This window comes from bacterium, assembly GCA_016703265.1.
GTDB lineage: Bacteria > Krumholzibacteriota > Krumholzibacteriia > LZORAL124-64-63 > LZORAL124-64-63 > CAINDZ01.
On sequence record JADJCK010000001.1, the window covers coordinates 612,078 to 628,499 of the forward strand.

12 protein-coding genes and 1 pseudogene are annotated in these 16,422 nt (G+C 71.2%); 2 read left to right on the top strand and 11 right to left on the bottom strand.

From position 1 onward, the window contains the following. Nucleotides 1–42: 42 nt before the first annotated feature. Nucleotides 43–1,296 carry a hypothetical protein gene (locus tag IPG61_02780; protein MBK6733016.1) on the bottom strand — a complete coding sequence of 418 codons (1,254 nt, stop codon included), beginning with the start codon at nt 1,294–1,296 and terminating at the stop codon, nt 43–45. Nucleotides 1,297–1,483: 187 nt separating this feature from the next. Between IPG61_02780 and IPG61_02785 the strand changes: the two genes are divergently transcribed. Continuing rightward, nucleotides 1,484–1,675 (top strand): 50S ribosomal protein L28, encoded by a 192-nt coding sequence (locus IPG61_02785; GenBank protein ID MBK6733017.1) that lies wholly within the window; start codon nt 1,484–1,486, stop codon nt 1,673–1,675. Between the two features lie 14 nt (nt 1,676–1,689). On the opposite strand, the gene IPG61_02790 is transcribed toward IPG61_02785, so the two are convergent. After that, the gene (locus IPG61_02790) at nt 1,690–2,421 is read right to left on the bottom strand and encodes a peptidylprolyl isomerase (protein MBK6733018.1); all 732 of its coding nucleotides are present in this window, start codon (nt 2,419–2,421) and stop codon (nt 1,690–1,692) included. Between the two features lie 67 nt (nt 2,422–2,488). On the opposite strand from IPG61_02790, the gene IPG61_02795 reads away from it, so the two are divergent. Continuing rightward, nucleotides 2,489–3,820, top strand: coding sequence for a response regulator (locus tag IPG61_02795; protein ID MBK6733019.1), 1,332 nt, complete (start codon nt 2,489–2,491; stop codon nt 3,818–3,820). Nucleotides 3,821–3,850: 30 nt separating this feature from the next. Here the strand turns inward: IPG61_02795 and IPG61_02800 are convergent, their stop codons facing one another. The 9 genes and pseudogenes from IPG61_02800 to IPG61_02840 form a co-directional block, all read right to left on the bottom strand. Then, nucleotides 3,851–5,569, bottom strand: coding sequence for a hypothetical protein (locus IPG61_02800; protein MBK6733020.1), 1,719 nt, complete (start codon nt 5,567–5,569; stop codon nt 3,851–3,853). A 1,222-nt stretch (nt 5,570–6,791) separates the two neighbouring features. Continuing rightward, nucleotides 6,792–7,754 (bottom strand): annotated as a pseudogene (gene ftsZ / locus IPG61_02805) (cell division protein FtsZ). A gap of 165 nt (nt 7,755–7,919) precedes the next feature. Then, entirely contained in the window at nt 7,920–9,164 is a 1,245-nt protein-coding gene (gene ftsA / locus IPG61_02810) for a cell division protein FtsA (protein MBK6733021.1), read from the bottom strand. Then, nucleotides 9,161–10,120 (bottom strand): FtsQ-type POTRA domain-containing protein, encoded by a 960-nt coding sequence (locus IPG61_02815; GenBank protein ID MBK6733022.1) that lies wholly within the window; start codon nt 10,118–10,120, stop codon nt 9,161–9,163. Before IPG61_02815 ends, ftsA begins: the two co-directional genes overlap by 4 nt. Then, nucleotides 10,117–11,517: a UDP-N-acetylmuramate--L-alanine ligase gene (locus tag IPG61_02820; protein ID MBK6733023.1), complete on the bottom strand. Its 1,401-nt coding sequence runs from the start codon at nt 11,515–11,517 to the stop codon at nt 10,117–10,119. Before IPG61_02820 ends, IPG61_02815 begins: the two co-directional genes overlap by 4 nt. A gap of 2 nt (nt 11,518–11,519) precedes the next feature. Then, on the bottom strand, nt 11,520–12,665 hold the full coding sequence (murG, locus tag IPG61_02825; protein ID MBK6733024.1) for an undecaprenyldiphospho-muramoylpentapeptide beta-N-acetylglucosaminyltransferase: 1,146 nt from the start codon (nt 12,663–12,665) through the stop codon (nt 11,520–11,522). Further along, on the bottom strand, nt 12,662–13,843 hold the full coding sequence (locus IPG61_02830; GenBank protein ID MBK6733025.1) for an FtsW/RodA/SpoVE family cell cycle protein: 1,182 nt from the start codon (nt 13,841–13,843) through the stop codon (nt 12,662–12,664). Before IPG61_02830 ends, murG begins: the two co-directional genes overlap by 4 nt. A 51-nt stretch (nt 13,844–13,894) precedes the next feature. After that, complete coding sequence (murD, locus tag IPG61_02835; protein ID MBK6733026.1) at nt 13,895–15,265, bottom strand: UDP-N-acetylmuramoyl-L-alanine--D-glutamate ligase; 1,371 nt, start codon at nt 15,263–15,265, stop codon at nt 13,895–13,897. A 41-nt stretch (nt 15,266–15,306) separates the two neighbouring features. Next, nucleotides 15,307–16,395: a phospho-N-acetylmuramoyl-pentapeptide-transferase gene (locus IPG61_02840; GenBank protein MBK6733027.1), complete on the bottom strand. Its 1,089-nt coding sequence runs from the start codon at nt 16,393–16,395 to the stop codon at nt 15,307–15,309. Nucleotides 16,396–16,422: the final 27 nt, after the last annotated feature.

Below are 16,422 nucleotides of genomic sequence, written 5' to 3' on the forward strand. Positions count from 1 at the left end.
GCGGTCAACGCGTCCAGCTCCGCGGCACCTGACACCAGTCGCTCAAGCTCGCCGCGCCGCGTCTCGCGCAACCTGGCATCGCAACGCACCGCCGACCACACCGAAGCACCGTGGCCGCGACTGGCCGCCTCTACCGTCGCTGCAGCCGCGGCTACTCGTCGAAGCAGCTGCGCCAAGCGGACCGTCCGGATCCCCGTGAAGCTGCGCGTGGCGAGGCGCCGGCGCACCGCGCCGGTTCGGCCGCATCGGCGACGGCGCGCACCAGCGCGTTCGCACGTCGCTGAACCGGAGTGCACGCCGGATCGACGCCAGCGGCGAACCCGGGCGATTCCACTGCGCACCTATCCGCGAGCGCGCGTAGCGGTCGACGCCGCTCAGGAGCGCCTCCGTGAACGGCACGGGCATGGGGTGCGCGCGCAGGAAGGCGAGGTCACGCTGGGTCGCCAGAATGTCGCAGATTTCAACGAAGGGAGATCTCAGCTTCCGGCGAAGGATCCGGCTGCCCCAGCCTGGTCTGGGTCCGGTCGAGCAGCCCGCAAAGACCGGGGCCGCCGGCGGCCGCGTCGTCAAAGGGCTTCTCCAGTTCGCGCAGGGTCCGATTGCCGCCGCAGATCGGCGGCGCAGCGCCATCAGCAGCTGCACCGTGAACAGTTCCTCGAAGACGAGGCGACGGCGTGCCGATTCCAGCGCGCGCTGGTCGGCCGGGAAGTGGATGTCGCGCAGCGCCTGCGCCCGCGAGGGCAGGCCGCGGCGGCGGGTCATCTCGGCAGGCAGCAGTTCGGGGATCTGCGGCCCGAGCCGCTCCAGCGACTGGAAGACCAGCGCGCGCAGCCAGTGCTGGCCGATGCCCGAGGTGAGCCCGTACACCGGCACCAGCCGCCCCGTGTGCAGGCCGGCCGGCACGGCGCCGCCGTCGTCGTCCCCTTCGTCGTCCAGGATCTCGAAGTCGGGGTGCGCCAGCTGCAGGCGGCCCTGGTGGCGCTGCACCAGGCCGCTGGCCATCACCTTGCGGCCGGGGCGGAACTGGTTCTTGAGGTACTTCTGGTTGAACCAGACGCAGAACAGCACGCCCGAGTCGTCGCCCAGCGAGACGGTCAACAGGCTGCCGCCGGTGCGGGTGCTGCGGTCGCCGGCGGTCAGGACCTCGCCCAGGACCGTCGCTTCGGTGCCGGGGCGGGCCCGGCCGATGGGTACGGTGGCGCTGCGGTCGAAATAGCGGCGGGGGTAATGGGATAGCAGGTCGCCCACCGTCAGGATGCCCAGGCGGTCCAGCGCCCGGGCCCGGGCCGGGCCCACGGACTTGAGGAATTGGACATGAGTCTCAAGATTAAAGGGCGCCGCCATGATCCCCCGGGGCCTGTGGGCCCCGCCGAAGGGGCCCGATCACTAATTCCTTGCCGCCTGCCGGCCAGCATGTTAGATTGCGCGACTTGTGATTTCAACGTCAGCGCCGGCGAAAATCGGCCGCGCGGAAGGAAGCGTCATGAGCAGGGTATGCTCGGTCTGCGGCAAGGGCCCCCAGTACGGCAATCGCGTCAGCCACGCGCACAACTTGACGCGCCATCGCTGGTTGCCGAATCTGCAGAAGATCAAGTACGAACTCGAGGGCAAGGTCCGGCGCGCCTATGTGTGCACGCGTTGCATCCGCACCGGGACCATCAAGAAGGTCGTCTAGATCTCTTCTTCCCCTCAGGGAATCCGCTTGAACAGGTGAATCAAGCCCTTCGACTCGATCGGGGGGCTTGTTTCTCCTGGCTGCAACTTCTGGATGGCGCTGCGCATCGGCTCCATCATCTCTTCCGGCCTGATCCAGCCGATGTCCCCGCCCCGCGCCGCACCCGCGCCGTGTGAATGCTGCACCACCAGCGTGGCGAAGTCCGCCCCGCCGGCCAGTGCGGCCGTCACCTGGTCGAGCAGCTGGCGATTGTTCAGCACCATGTGCAGCAGGTGGATCTTGCCCTCGGCCTGGGCGCCGCGGGCAGCGTCGCGCCGACCGGCCAGGCGCTGCTCCCAGGCCGTCAGCTCGGCCTGGTTCGACTTGTCCTGCGACTTGAGGACGGCGACCGCGGCCAGGGCGTCATCCCAGCGCGCCATGTCCTCCAGGACCTGGATCTTCACCACGCGTGCGGTGAGCATCGCCGGGTCCAGGCGCAGGGCCGTGTCCACCGACGCGAGAGCGGCATCGAGCTGTCCCAGCTTCTGCATGTGGATCGCGTAATTGAAGTGCCCGACGGGATCTTTCGGCTCTTCCTTCAGGAACAACCTGAATTGCTGATCCGCCTCGTCGACCAGGCCGGCCACCTCGAGCGCGTTGGCGTAATTGAAGCGCACCCGCGGCTTGCCGCCGCCCACGGCCACCGCGCGGCGCAGGTAGACAAGCGCCGAATCGACCTGCTCGGCGGCGAAGAAGGCCTCGCCCAAGCCGCCGAGGCTGGCCGCGTCCGGGGGCCAGGCTCACGGCGTGGCGCCCGTACTCGATGGCCTTGGGATGGTTACCGCCGAGGATGGCCAGCTCGGCCGCGCTCAGCCAGTCGGCGGCCTGGTCGGGCTCCAGGACCAGCGCGTCCTGCAAGTGGGCCAGGGACTGCGTCCAGAGGCCCTTGCCGGCCGCGATGTCGGCCAGCAGGCGGTGCAGCCAGGCCTGGTCCAGGCCGCGCTGGCGCAGCTGCATGAGGAACTGGTAGGCGCGCGTGGGATCGCCGTCGGCCACCGAGAGGCGGGCCAGCCCTTCGAGGATGCCGACGTGGCCGGTATCGAGTTGCAGGCCTTTTTCCCAGCGGGCGCGGGCATCGGCGCCGCGGTTGTTGGCCAGCAGGGCGCGGCCGTTCCAGTACAGCGCTTCCGGTTCCTCGGGACCGACGACCAGCGCACGCTCGGAGAAGCGCAGGGCCTGCGCCGCATCCCCGGCCTGCAGGGCGATGACGGTCAACGGCAGCAGCAGGTCGAGGCGGTCGCCTTCAGTGGCCAGGCACTCCAGCAGCGCGGTGCGCGCGGCTTCGTGCTCGCCGCGGCGGTACAGGTCGCGGCCCCGCGAACAGGTCGTGGAGCCGCCGGTGGCCGGCGCCGGGGTCCGCTGCTGGGGCTCGGTCGCCGGGCCGGACTGGGCCCGGGCGGTGCCGTCCGGCAGGGCTGCCAGGAGCCCCAGGACGGCGGTCGCGACCAGCGCCAGCGACCGGGCGCGGCCGCTGAAACGGTGAAAATGGCGCGGAATCGCGGAATCGGCACTGAATCTGCATTCCATCGACAAGCAGGACCCCTCTTTTTCGACGATCGGATCGGTGTTCGAGGATTGGATCAAGTCACCGGCGGCCGGGCCGATAACCGGCCTCAGAACCGCCCCGCCCGGACGCGGGTTCCCGAAAAGCGAAAGCCCGACGGGACGCAACGGGGCACGGACCTGCGCACGAGGGAAGATATCGCCATGAGCGAAGGCGCGAAACCCGTAATCCTGGTCGTCGAGGACGATCCGGACCTGCGCACCATCCTGCGCATGCAGTTGACCTGCCATGACTTCGTCGTGCGCGAGGCCGTCAACGGGCTCGAGGGCTTCCAGTCGATGCAGGCGGGCACACCCGACTGCGTCATCCTCGACCTGATGATGCCGGTGCTCGACGGGTTCGGCTTCCTGAAGCGCGTGCGCAGCCTGATGACGATGGTCGATGTGCCGATCCTCATCCTGACCGCGAGCGAAGACGAGCGCAACAAGGTGCGCGGCTACCAGTACCAGGCCGACTCGTACATGAGCAAGCCCTACGACCTCGACGCGCTGACCAACGAAGTGCGCCGCCTGCTGGCGACGCGCACGCATGGTCTCTCCTGAAGAACGGTCTCTCCTGAAGAATAGTCCGGGCTAGGAAAGCCAGGCCCGGATCGGCGCCAGCCAGAACCGCACCGACAGCCACCAGCCCTCAGCCAGTTCCGGATGCAGGCGCGCGACCTCGGCCGCGAATGCCTCTGCCTGCGCGCCGCAACCGCGCGCATGCAGCCAGGCGATGCGCGACGGCAGGTCGGACAGCGGCGCCGTCAGCGGCGGCTCCCATCCGGCGGCGGCATCGCCACCCAGCGCCAGCGCGGCGGCCGTCTGCAGCGCCACCAGCGGCGCGGTCTGCCGACCCTCGGCCGCGAGTTGCGCGCACGTCTCCCACGCCGCGGCCGCTTCGCCTCGCCGCAGCGCAGCCCGTGCCGCGAGCAGGCGCCAGGCATCGGCGTCCACCCGGGGTTCGCCCGCAGGCACGGCCGCATCGGCGGCCGTGGTCGTGGCCGCGCCGGACGCGGGCTCCACGAGCGCGCGACCCTGCTCCAGGCGCAGCAGGTTCTCCAGGTAGAGCGGACGCGCATCGCCCTGGCCGGCCGACGGCCAGCGCCCGAGTTGCTGTGCAGCTTCCTTCCACTGCCCGCCCGTGACCAGGCGCGACACCAGGACGTGGTGGAAGAGCGGCTCGGCCGGCCACTGCTCGGCCAGCCTGGCCAGGCGCCGCGCACCGGCGGCGGGCTGCCCCGAGAGCACCTCGGCAGCGGCGCGCAGAAGGTCGGCGCGCGCGAACTCGCGACCCAGTTCCGGGTTCGTCGGCAGGAGGGCAAGGGCGCCGGCCGCATCACCGGCCAGCAACGTCACCACGCCGCGGATATAGGCACCGAACAGCTGCTCGGACGCGGGCAGGGCCGTCGCTTCACCCGGCGCCGCGGCGGCGGCGCGCGCCTCGTCGACGGCGCGGAAGTGCTCGCGCGCCTCGCGCACCCGCAGCAGGTCGGCCAGCACCAGCCCGCGCAGGTCCTGCGCCAGGCGGTAGTTCTCGTTCAGGGCCAGCGCGGCGTCGACGGCGGCCAATGCTTCTTCGCTGCGCCCCAGCTGGAACAGCGCCGCGGCCTGCCGCGTGCGGTAGTCGGGGTAGCGCGGATGGCGCTGCACCAGGTCGTCGAATCGATCCAGGCCGTCCTGCCAGTGGCCGGCGCGGCACAAGGCCACGGCCGCAGCCACCTCTTCCTTCGGCGAGCTGCCGCCCACGACCCGCACCAGGCGCGCCGCGAGGTCGGCCGGCACCGTCTCGGGCGCGTACGGTGCGCCGCCGGTCAGTTCGGCCACCAGCCAGTGATCGACGCGCCGTCCCGATTCGACCAGTGCATCGAGCGCGGCCGCGGCTTCGCGCGGACGTTCGCGCCGGCGCAACGCCTCGGCCTCGAGCAGGCGGGCTTCGATGTAGTCGGGGTTCAGGCGCAGCGAGCGGCGGGCGGCGGCCAGTGCTTCATCGCCCCCGCTGCCGCCGGCCAGCAGCAGGGCGGCGCCGTGCAGGAACTGGAGATCGGCGTAGCGCGGCCACAGCGATGCGGCCTCTGCCAGCCACGGTACGGCGCGCGCGGGGTCGCCCGCGTGCAGCAGGCGGCGACCCTCGCCGAGCAGGGCATGCCGGAAGTGGTAACTGGAGAGGGAATCCTCGGGAGTGCCGCCGGGGCCAAGGGCGATAAGGCGCAGCTGCTCGGCCGCTTCGCTGAAGCGGCCTTCCTCGAGCAGGGCCAGCCCGCGGGCGCTGGCCTTGCCGTCACCGCCAAGGAACCGGCCCAGCAGGGACATCTCAGTCCATGTACTTGCGCGTGTAGGCCGGCGCGCTCAGGTCGGCGTTCGGATTGTCGGGGCCCAGGCCGGCCGCGGCCGAACGCGTGACGGGCGGCGTCACTGCGGCGCCGTCGGGAACTTCCACTTCGCCGATGCTGCGCGTACCGACCGGGGTCAGGAACCGGCCGGAGCCGGCAGCCGCCACGGCAGCCGCGGGGCGCTCCGGTGCCGGACGCGCGTCGAGCCGCGCCGGCGTGCGGGGCTCGCCTCCGGCCACCGCGTCGCGCGACAGGAATCCGTTGACGATGCGACCGGCGATGGGCTGCACGTCGCTGACGGCCTTGCGCAGCGACCACGGCGCCACGGTGGCGGCAGCGGCCTCGTGCGTGTGCACCGGCGCCTCGGGCTCCGGCAGGCCGGGCTCGGGCGCGGGCTCGATTTCGAGTTCCTCGGCGGCGAGCAGCGCCTCCTGCTCGGCCAGTTCACGCGCTTCGAGTTCCTCGAGGTCGCGCTGGCGCTGTTCCTCGCGCTGGCGCGCCTCCCGCTCGTCGCGAAGGCGGGCCTCCACTTCCTCCTGCACGCGCGCTTCCATCTCCGCGCGCAGGCGCGCTTCATACTCGGCGCGATCGCGCACCTCGGCCTCGGCGCGCAGGCGCGCGGCTTCCTCGGCCTCTTCAGCTTCTGCGGCCAGGCGCAGCTCTTCGGCAGCCAGGCGCAGCTCTTCGGCGGCCTGCAACCGGGCGGCCTCTTCCGCCTCCGCGGCCAGGCGCAGTTCCTCTTCGGCGAGCCGGCGCGCTGCCGCCTCGGCTTCGGCGGCCAGGCGGGCCTCTTCCTCGGCCAGCAGCCGGGCGGCTTCCTCGGCTTCGGCGGCCTCGGCGGCCAGGCGGAGTTCCTCTTCCTCGAGCGCAAGCAGCTGCGCCTCGAGTTCGAGCAGTTCCTGTTCCTCGCGCGCGCGCTCCTCCAGCTCGGCGGCGATGCGGGCAGCGGCCTCGGCAGCCGCAGCCTCCTCGATGGCCTCGTCGCCGGCCAGCGTCGACGCCGGCCAGGGCTCGGTCCAGATCTCGTCGGCGCCGATCGCGTCGCTGTCCACATAGGTCATGATCGGCCCGGCCGCTTCGGCGGACTCCGGCATCGCATCGCCGGTTGCGGCCGTTTCGGTCGGAACGATCGCTTCAGCAGCAGTGTCCACCAGTGCGGCCGGGACGGCCGCCGTGAGCGCCTGCGCATCGTCGCGCGCCGCATCGAAGCCGGTGGCGATCACCGTCAGCTGCAGCATCTCGCCCATCGACTCGTCGTTGCCGTAGCCGAAGATGACGTGGGCCTGCGGGCCGGCCGCTTCCTGGATGTACTCCATGGCCTCGGCCGTGTCCTGCAGCCCGACTTCGCGGCCCAGCACGTTGACGAGCACGGCACGACTGCCGCGGATGTCCACATTCTCCAGCAGCGGCGAACTGATCGCCTGGCGCGCGGCCTCGACGGCGCGGTTCGGGCCCTCGGCCCGGCCCGTGCCCATCATGGCCTGGCCCATGTCCTTCATGACGGTGCGCACATCGGCGAAGTCGAGGTTCACGTGGTCGTGGCGCGAAATGATCTCGTAGATGCCGCGCGTGGCCTCGTACAGCACGTTGTCGGCGATGCGGAACGCCTCGCGCATGCTCGTGTTGGCCGGCACCACTTCCAGCAGCCGCTGGTTCGGGATGATGATGAGGGTGTCGACCGACTGGCGCAGTTCCTCGATGCCCGCCAGCGCCTGCTGCATGCGGACCGAGGCCTCGAAGCGGAAGGGCTTGGTGACGATGGCGACGGTGAGCGCGCCCAGCTCGCGCGCCACGCGCGCGATGACCGGGGCGGCGCCGGTGCCGGTGCCGCCGCCCATGCCGGCGGTCACGAACACCATGTCGGCGCCGGCCAGGGATTCGCGGAGATGTTCGAGGTCCTCTTCGGCGGCCGCGCGGCCGACCGACGGGTTGCCGCCCGAACCGAGGCCTTTGGTGCGCAGGGCGCCGATCTGGAGGGTGCGGTGGGCGGGCGAGTCCTGCAGTGCCTGCAGGTCCGTGTTCACCGCGAAGAATTCGACGCCGACCAGCCCCGCCTCGATCATGCGACCGACCGCGTTGCCACCTGCGCCGCCGACCCCGATGACCTTGATATCAGCCAATCGGTCGGAGTCGAGATGACTGTTTTCCTCGGCGAACTCGAACATCATGCTGCCCGCCTCCTCCGTGAGATGGGTCATGGCATCCGGCGGGCCGCAGGATGCGCGGTATCCCTCTGCCGCGCACTCGAATAGGCCGACGCCGGTGCTGCGGGGACTGCGTTCGCAATCCTTTAACACACCGAATCGGCGACCTCAAGGAATTTTTTGATCTCAGGCTTCGGCGGCGAGTTCCTCCGGCCGGGACGGGCGCCGGAGCCGGCCGCGGAGCCGGCCGAGCCAGCTGCCGCCGCCCTGTTCCTCCTCGCGGGGAGAGTCATCCTCGCCCACGGCGTACAGCAGGCTCAGGCCCAGCGCCGTGGCCCACTGGCCGTCGGGCAGGCTGGCGGCATCCTTCAGGCCGGCCGGCGTGTAGGCCCGCCGCACCGGCAGGTCGAGCACCTCTTCGCACAGCGCGCGCGTGCCGCGGCAGCGGCTGCCGCCGCCGGTGAGCACGACCCCGGCCTTGAGGGCGGCCAGCTCACGGGCATCGCCGAAGTCGTTCTTGACCCAGGTGAAGATCTCTTCCATGCGCGGTTCGAGGATGGCCGCGACCAGGCCCGGCGTCTCGGCGGGCCGGCGCTCCTCGAACAGGATCTCGATGGGCACCTGGTCGACCAGGCTCCGCAGCACCACGCCCCGGGTGCGCTTGACCTGCTCGGCCTCCTCGCGCGGGATGCGCAGGCCGTGCGCCAGGTCGCCGGTCAGGTGCCAGCCGCCGAGCGCCACCGTGCCGCTGGCCAGGATCGCGCCCTTGCGATAGACCGCCCAGTTCGTGGCCTGGCCGCCCACGTCGATCAGCATGGTGCCTTCATTGCGGTCGCGCGCGGTCAGTAGTGCAGCGCCCACGGCCAGGATGTCGATCTCCTCGCCCAGGGGCTTGTACTTGGCGGTGGTGATGGCGTTTTCGATGTTGTGCAGCACGCTGCGCGAACCGGTGATGAGGTGCGCCTGCATCTCGAGCTGGCTGCCCACGCGCCCCACCGGGTCGATGACACCGCGCACGCGGTCGACCGCATACTCGACCGGCGTCACGGAGAGGATCTGATGATCGAAGGGAATGGCCATGGCGCTGGCGCGCGTTCGCGCCTCGTCCAGGTCCGAATGGCGGATCGGCCGCGGCCCCGGGCCGATGGGCAGCTGCGCCGTGGCCCGCACCGAGCGCAGGTGCGAGCCGCTGATGTTGTAGGCGAAGCCCGTGACGAAGATGTCGGCGGCTTCCTCCACGTGCGCCATGAGCCGCGCAATGCAGCCGGACCCGGCGCCGAGGTCGATGAAATCGCCGTCGTGGAAGCCCTGCGCGGGCTCCTCGGCGTGGCCGATCACCTTGAACGAGCCATCCTCGTCCACCTCGGTGACGATGGCGCGGAACATGGTGGTGCCGAAATCACAGGCGACAATCAGCCTTCCCTGGCTCATGCGCGCTCCTTGGTGGCGGGCTTGTTCTTCCTGGCGGCGGCGGACGCGGGGCCCGACGGGACGTCACCGTCGGCCGCTTCGTCGCCTTCCGCGTTGTCCTTGTCCTCGTCCTCATCCTCGACAACCGGCTGCGGCCTTACCGTAAGCCGGTCCTTGAACCTCAGGTCGACAACCAGGTTCGAGTCCACGTGAGCGCGCGCCGTCAGGTAGCGCGTGAGGCGATCGGCGAACTCCTCGCGGCCCACCAGCAGCGTGGCTTCCCTGCCACGCAGCACGACCCCGAATCCCTCGGGGCCGGCCACGACGAAATCGACCGGCTTCACGGCTTCGAGGCCGCTCGACTCCAGGGCCGCGACCAGTTCCAGTACCGACGGCACGCTTTCTGCCGGCAACCGCGCCGGGCCGTTCGCGCTGCGCTCGACGAGCCTGCAGGTGCGCACCGGCAGGTCGGGCGCCGGCAGCCGCGGCGGGAACGGCAGCACGCGCCCGTCCTCAACGAGGACAAGCGTCGGCGCATCGGCGGGCGCACCGGTCTCGGCCACAACGAGCAGCGGGCGCCACTCGATCAGTTCCAGGTCCACCGCGCCGGGCAACCGGCGCTGCACGTACACCTCGCGCACCCATGGCAGCGGCGCCAGCGCCTTCTTCACGTCGCCCGCGCCCAGGGCCCACAGGTTGCGTCCCAGGAGCGGCGTCAGCGCCGACTTGAGCGCCCTCTCGTCGGTGAAGCGATAGGCCCCCGTCCCCACGCGCGAGACGGCGAAGACACCGCTCTGCGTCAACCACCAGCCACCCGCGCCGGCGACCAGGACGATGACCGCGCCTGCCACCCAGCGCCGCCACGGCACACGCCGGCGCACGGGCGTGGCGCGACGCACCGCGAAGACCACGTCGCGACGCGGCCTCGGCCTGGCGGCGGGGCGTTCGCCCCCGGGTTCGGTCAGGTCCGTGTTCACGAGCGCTTTCCGGCGCGCGGCGCCCCGCGCGCATCCAGATGTGAGCAGATGTTCTCGACCTGCCGCCCGATGTCGCCGGCCCCGAGCGTCAGCACCAGGGCGCCGGCGGCAGCGCGCCGGTCGAGCCAGGCCTTGATGTCGTCATGGCCCCCCAGCAGGTCCACCGTACGGCCCTTGGCGGCGAGTCCCGCGGCGATGGCGGCGCTGTCGCCGCCCGGCCGCGGCTCCTCGCCCGCCGCATATACCGGCAGCAGGCCCACCGCGTCGGCGCCGGCCAGGGAGTCGGCGAACTCGCGTGCGAACCGCTCCGTACGCGAGTAGCGGTGCGGCTGGAACAGCACCGACACCGGCCGGCCGAAACCGCGCGCCACGGCCATCACGGCGCCGATCTCGGTGGGATGGTGGCCGTAGTCGTCGATCACCAGCACGCCGCCGTGCTCGCCGTACTCCTCGCAACGGCGGCCGACGCCGCGGCTGCCCTCGAGACCGGCGGCAATGCGCGCGAACGGGATCTCCAGCTCAAGGCCGACTGCAACGGCGGCCAGCGCATTCTGAAGATTGTGGCGGCCGCGCAGCTTCAGGCGCAGCGGGCCCAGTTCGCGACCGAAGGCCCAGACCACGGCCTCCTGGCCCTCGGCATCCTCGACGATGGTGCCGGGATCGGCGCGCACCTCGGCCTCGCGCGCCAGGCCGTAGGTGATGGTCTTGCGCTGCAGCAGCGGCAGCAGGGCGCGTACGTTGGGGTCGTCGGCGCAGACGACACACGCTCCGTAGAACGGTACGCGCCGCAGGAACTCGTGGAACGCCTCCGTCAGCGTCTCGAGGTCCGGGTAGTGGTCGACGTGCTCGAGGTCGATGTTCGTCACCACGGCGATGGTCGGCGTCAGGTGCAGGAACGAGCCGTCGCTCTCGTCGGCCTCGGCCACCAGGTGCGGGCCGGCGCCGAGCACGGCCCCGGTACCGACCGAACGGATCTTGCCGCCCACGATCACCGTGGGGTCCAGGCCTCCCGCATCCAGCACCGCGGCCACCAGCGTCGTCGTCGTCGTCTTGCCGTGCGAACCGGCCACGGCCACGCCGTGCTTCAGGCGCATCAGTTCGGCCAGCATCTCGGCCCGGCGGATGACCGGCAGGCGCGCCGCACGCGCCGCCGCCACCTCGCAGTTTGCCTCGGTCACCGCCGAGGATCGCACCACCACGTCGGCCCCGCGCACGTTCTCCGCCGCATGCCCGACGTCGATGCGGGCGCCCAGCTTCTCCAGGCGGTCCGTCACCGCGGTGCGGTGCAGGTCGCTGCCGCTCACCTTGAAGCCGAGGTTCAGCAGCACTTCGGCGATGCCGCTCATGCCGACGCCGCCGATGGCCACCAAGTGGATGTGTCGTGTGTTGCGGAACAAGTTCAATTCTCCCGGGTCAGGACAGGTTCGGCACGCCCTGCCGCGTGACCGGCCAGGGCCAGCACGTCGGCGGCGATCACCGCGGCCGCATGGGGACGTCCCAGCCGGCGGGCCGCGCGCCCCAGCGCCTCCAGGCGCACCGGGTCCGCCAGCAGCGCATCGACCTGCGCCGCCAGGCGAGGGCCGTCGCATTCATCGTCCACCAGCACCACCGCGGCGCCGGCCTCCTCGCAGTCGCGCGCATTGCGCAACTGGTGGTTGTCGGTCGCGTGCGGGAACGGCACCAGCAACGCGGGCTTGCCCAGGCAGTGCAGTTCGGCCAGCGTCATGGCGCCGGCACGGCACACCACCAGGTCGGCGCGCGCCAGTTCGCCCGCCATGTCGTCGATGTACGGCACCACGACCAGGTTCCCGGCCGGAGCCGCGGCCGCCACTGTGGCCGACGTCGCCGCGTGTTCGCGCGGTCCGGTCTGCACCAGCATCGTCAGGCCGGGCCGTCCGTTCCAGCCGGCGGCAGCCTGCGCCACGGCGCGATTGAGCGTCGCGGCGCCGCCGCTGCCCCCGAAGACCAGCACGTGCCGCTCGCTGCCGGCCGGCAGGGGCCGTGGTTCGCCCGCGGCGGCGGCCGCCATCGCCCCGCGCACGGGATTGCCCGTGGCCACGCAGCGGCCATCGGGAAACCAGCGCGCCGCGCCGGCGAAACCCAGGTACACCCGCCGCGCCCAGCGGCCGACGAACCGGTTCACCGAGCCGGGGATCGCGTTCTGTTCCTGCACCGCGCAGGCGATGCCGAGCAGCCGCGCGGCGGCGATCACCGGCGCGCTCACGTAGCCGCCGGTGCCCAGCACCACGGCCGGCCGCCAGCGCAGCAGGAGCCCCAGGCTGCCCAGGCCGCCGAGCGCGAAGTTTACCAGAAAACGGAGCCGCGCCACCAGGCCCAGGCCGCGGAAGCCCGAGGCCGCCACCGCCGTGAACGGCCAGCCGGCCTTCGGCACCAGCGTCGATTCGATTCCCCGGCTCGTGCCCACGAAGCGGATCTCCGCGCCCGGAGCCAGCCTCCGCAGCTGCTCGGCCACGGCCAGGCCCGGGTAGACGTGACCACCGGTGCCGCCACCGGTGATCAGGATGCGGACGCGCGCGTCGCTCACGAGACGCCGCCGCGTTCCCACCGTCGCCGGTACACCTGGTGCGAGCGGCTGCGGCGGTCGATGCTGAGCAGCAGCCCGATCGAGGCCAGGCCCGCCAGCATGGCCGTGCCGCCGAAGCTGACGAACGGCAGCGGCACGCCGACGACCGGGAACAGCCCTGTGACCATCGCCAGGTTCGTGATGCCGTAGATGGCAAGGCCGCCGGTCAGGCCCGCGGCCAGCGCACGGCCGAACGCATCGGGCGCGCGCTGCGCGATCACCAGGCCGCGCCAGACGAAGACCATCAGCAGGATGATCACGCCAAGCGAACCGACCAGGCCCATCTCCTCGCCCAGGACGGAGTAGATGAAGTCGGTGTGCGCCTCGGGCAGGAACGCGTACTTGTTGTGGCTCTGTCCCACGCCCAGGCCGCGCGCGCCGCCGGCGCCCAGGCCGATCAACGACTGGTCGACCTGGTGGCCGAACGAGCCGCCGTTGAAGCCGGCGAACATCTGGTTCACGCGATGGTGGATCTTCGGGACGATCAGGTAGGCAAGGGCCGCAGCCACCGGCGCCCCCAGCGACAGCCAGCGCAGCCAGCGGTCGGCGCTCGCGGTGATGAACAGCATGAGCACGGTGATGCCGCCCACGACCATCATGTTGCCGTAGTTGGGCTGCATGGCCAGGAGCAGCATGAGCAGCAGCGGCCCGGCTGCCAGCGTCCACAGCAGCGGCCGGCCCGGCGCCCGGCCGGTGGTGCGGACCGTGGTCAGGCGTTCGGCCATGAACATCACCAGCGCCATCTTCGCCAGCTCCACCGGCTGCAGCGAGAAGCCGCCGATGCTCAGCCAGCGGGTGATCAGGCGGTTGCCCTCGTCATCGCGCCGCACCATGACCAGGGTCAGCGCGACAAGGAAGTACGACAGGCCCAGCGCCGAACGGTTCAGCCAGGGGTGCCGCCACACGTGGTAGTCGATGTGCGACAACGCCAGCAGCAGGGCCCCGCCCAGGCCGATCATCATCAGGTGCTTGATGACGACGAAATGCTGGCCGAGCGGCGAACTGTGCCCGTCCAGGTTCGAGCTGCCGGCCCCGTAGACCACGAATACACCCATGAACAGCAGCAGGCCGGCCGATCCCAGCAGCCAGCCGTCCGAACCTTCGAAGGCCCCGATCATCTCGCGAATCGTGCGGTTCATGCGACCCTCCGTGGTCGATGCCGGTGTCCTTTGCGGCTGCCGCCGTGCCCCTTACGGGCGCCGCGCCCCCGCCTTCAGCGCCGCGGCGGCAAATGCCGCCCCGCGCGCCTTGTAGTTGGCGAACATGTCGAAACTGGCGCAGGCCGGGCTCAGCAGCACGGTCGCGTCGGGCTCGGCCAGTTGCGCGGCCTGCGCCACGGCCTGGTCCATGTCGGGGGCCGTGCTCAGCGGCACGACGCCCGCCAGTGCACGACCGATCGCCGGTCCTTCGGCGCCGATCAGCACCACGTGGCGCACCGAACCCATCACCTCGCGCAACGGCGCGTAGTCCTCGCCCTTGCCGCTGCCGCCGGCAATGAGCACCACCTGTCCGTGGTGGTCGGCCAGACCCGCGCACACCGCGTGCACGTTCGTGGCCTTGGTGTCGTTGACGAAGCGCACGCCGCCGCGCACGCCCACCAGTTCGTGCCGGTCGGCCAGGCCAGCGAACGTGCGCAGGCCGGCGGCCATTGACTCGGGCGGCAGGTCCAGTCCCAGGCCCATGGCCACCGCGGCCAGTGCATTCAGGCGATTGGTCGGCGAGCGTTGCGCCAGCTCGGCCTCGGCCAGCAACGGCTGCGCCGGCCGGTCACCGGATCCGGCCCACAGTTGCCCGGCGCGGAAGAAGACACCGGCGCCGTCGGCCTCGTCGCCGAACCACAGCCGCCTGGCGGCGGTCGGCCAGGCCATGGCCTCCGGGCAACGCGTCCAGGTCACGAACAGGCCCTCGGCCGGCAGCAGCCCCGCCAGCCGCTGCTTGGCCGCGTAGTACGAGGCCAGGTCCGGGTAGCGGTCCAGGTGGTCCGGCGCCAGGTTCAGCACCGCGCCCACGCGCGGGCGGAACGTCTCGACGCTCTCCAGCTGGAACGAGCTGACTTCCAGCACGGCGACATCGTCGGGCTCCAGCTCCTCGGCCACCAGGCACAGCGGGCGCCCCACGTTGCCCAGCGCCTCGCCGCGGCGGCCTGCGGCGCGCACGAGGTTCGCCAGCAGCTCGGTGGTGGTCGACTTGCCGTTGGTGCCCGTGATGGCCGCCGACTGCGCTCGGCAGAAGCGCGCGCCGAGCTCCAGCTCGCCGATCACCGGCACGCCTGTCGGCAGGGCCTGCAGGCGCGGGTGCGTGCCCGGCACGCCCGGGCTGATGACGACCAGCCCGGGCCGGGCCCAGGCGCCGTCCGGTTCGCGACCGCCGTCGCGCACCTCGTCGAAGCAGCCGGCCGCGGTCGCGGCCAGTCCTTCGCGTTCCCAGCGGGCGGTCAGCGTCGCCGTGTCCGCATCGTCCAGGCCGAGCACCGCAGCCCCGTGACGACGCAGCAGGGCACCGGCGGCGCAGCCGCTGCGCGCCAGCCCGATCACCCAGCAGCGTGTCCCCTCCAACCGCATGTGCCCTGCCGCCGCCCTTCGGATGCCGCGCGCGACGCGGCCTACTGCAGCTTGATCGACGACATGCCCAGCAGGAGCATGAGGACGCCGACGATCCAGAACCTGACGACAACCTGCGTCTCGGACCAGCCGAGCAGTTCGAAATGGTGATGCAGCGGCGCCATGCGGAACAGCCGCTTGCCGCCGGTGCGCTTGAAGTACACGACCTGCAGCATCACCGAGAGGGCCTCGGCCACGAACATGCCGCCGAGCACCACCAGCAGGAACTCACGCTTGACCAGGATGGCCACCGTACCCAGTGCTCCGCCCAGCGCAAGGCTGCCGGTGTCGCCCATGAAGACGCGGGCCGGATGCGCATTGAACCACAGGAAGCCCAGACCGGCGCCGACCACCGAGGCGCAGTAGATGGTCAGCTCGCCCGCCAGCGGCAGGTGCGGCGTGTTGAGGTACTGCGCGAAGGCGGCGTGGCCGCTGAGGTAGGCCAGCACCGCGTAGGCTGCGAATGCGAGCGAACTGAGGCCGATGGCCAGGCCGTCGAGCCCGTCGGTCAGGTTCACGGCGTTGCTCGCGCCGGTGACGACGAGGATCACGAGCGGGATGTAGAACGGTCCCCAGTTGATGAAGACGTCCTTCAGGAACGGCACGCTGGTCTTGGTGAGCATCGGATCGTTGCCGCCGGTGTAGATCAGGATGATGCCCAGCAGCAGGCCGTAGCTGACCTGCCCCACCAGCTTGAAGCGCCCGATCATGCCCTTGCGACGCTTCTTGACCACCTTCAGGTAGTCGTCGATGAAGCCGATGGCGCCCATCCAGACCGTGCCCAGCAGCGCCAGCTGCACGTACCGGTTCGTCAGGTCGGCCCACAGGAGCGTCGGGATGACGATCGCGGTCAGCACCAGCACGCCACCCATCGTGGGCGTGCCCTTCTTCTTCTGGTGCGACTGCGGCCCGTCCTCGCGGATCTCCTCGCCGATCTGCATCGCGGCCAGGCGACGGATCACCCAGTTGCCGAGCAGGAAGCAGATGAGCAGCGCCGTGACGGTGGCGTACGCGGACCGGAAGGTGATGTACTTGAAGACATTGAATGCCGACCAGTACTGGTGCAGCGGATACAGAAGATGGTAGAACATGGCTTCCTTGCCAATGGTTCCGGATTC

Bases quoted from the DNA above. Each gene is read 5' to 3' on its own strand.
- IPG61_02785 (MBK6733017.1), top strand. From the start codon at position 1,484: ATGAGCAGGGTATGCTCGGTCTGCGGCAAGGGCCCCCAGTACGGCAAT.
- IPG61_02795 (MBK6733019.1), top strand. From the start codon at position 2,489: ATGGTTACCGCCGAGGATGGCCAGCTCGGCCGCGCTCAGCCAGTCGGC.
- IPG61_02800 (MBK6733020.1), bottom strand. From the start codon at position 5,569: ATGTCCCTGCTGGGCCGGTTCCTTGGCGGTGACGGCAAGGCCAGCGCC.
- ftsA (MBK6733021.1), bottom strand. From the start codon at position 9,164: ATGAGCCAGGGAAGGCTGATTGTCGCCTGTGATTTCGGCACCACCATG.
- IPG61_02830 (MBK6733025.1), bottom strand. From the start codon at position 13,843: ATGAACCGCACGATTCGCGAGATGATCGGGGCCTTCGAAGGTTCGGAC.
- murD (MBK6733026.1), bottom strand. From the start codon at position 15,265: ATGCGGTTGGAGGGGACACGCTGCTGGGTGATCGGGCTGGCGCGCAGC.
- IPG61_02840 (MBK6733027.1), bottom strand. From the start codon at position 16,395: ATGTTCTACCATCTTCTGTATCCGCTGCACCAGTACTGGTCGGCATTC.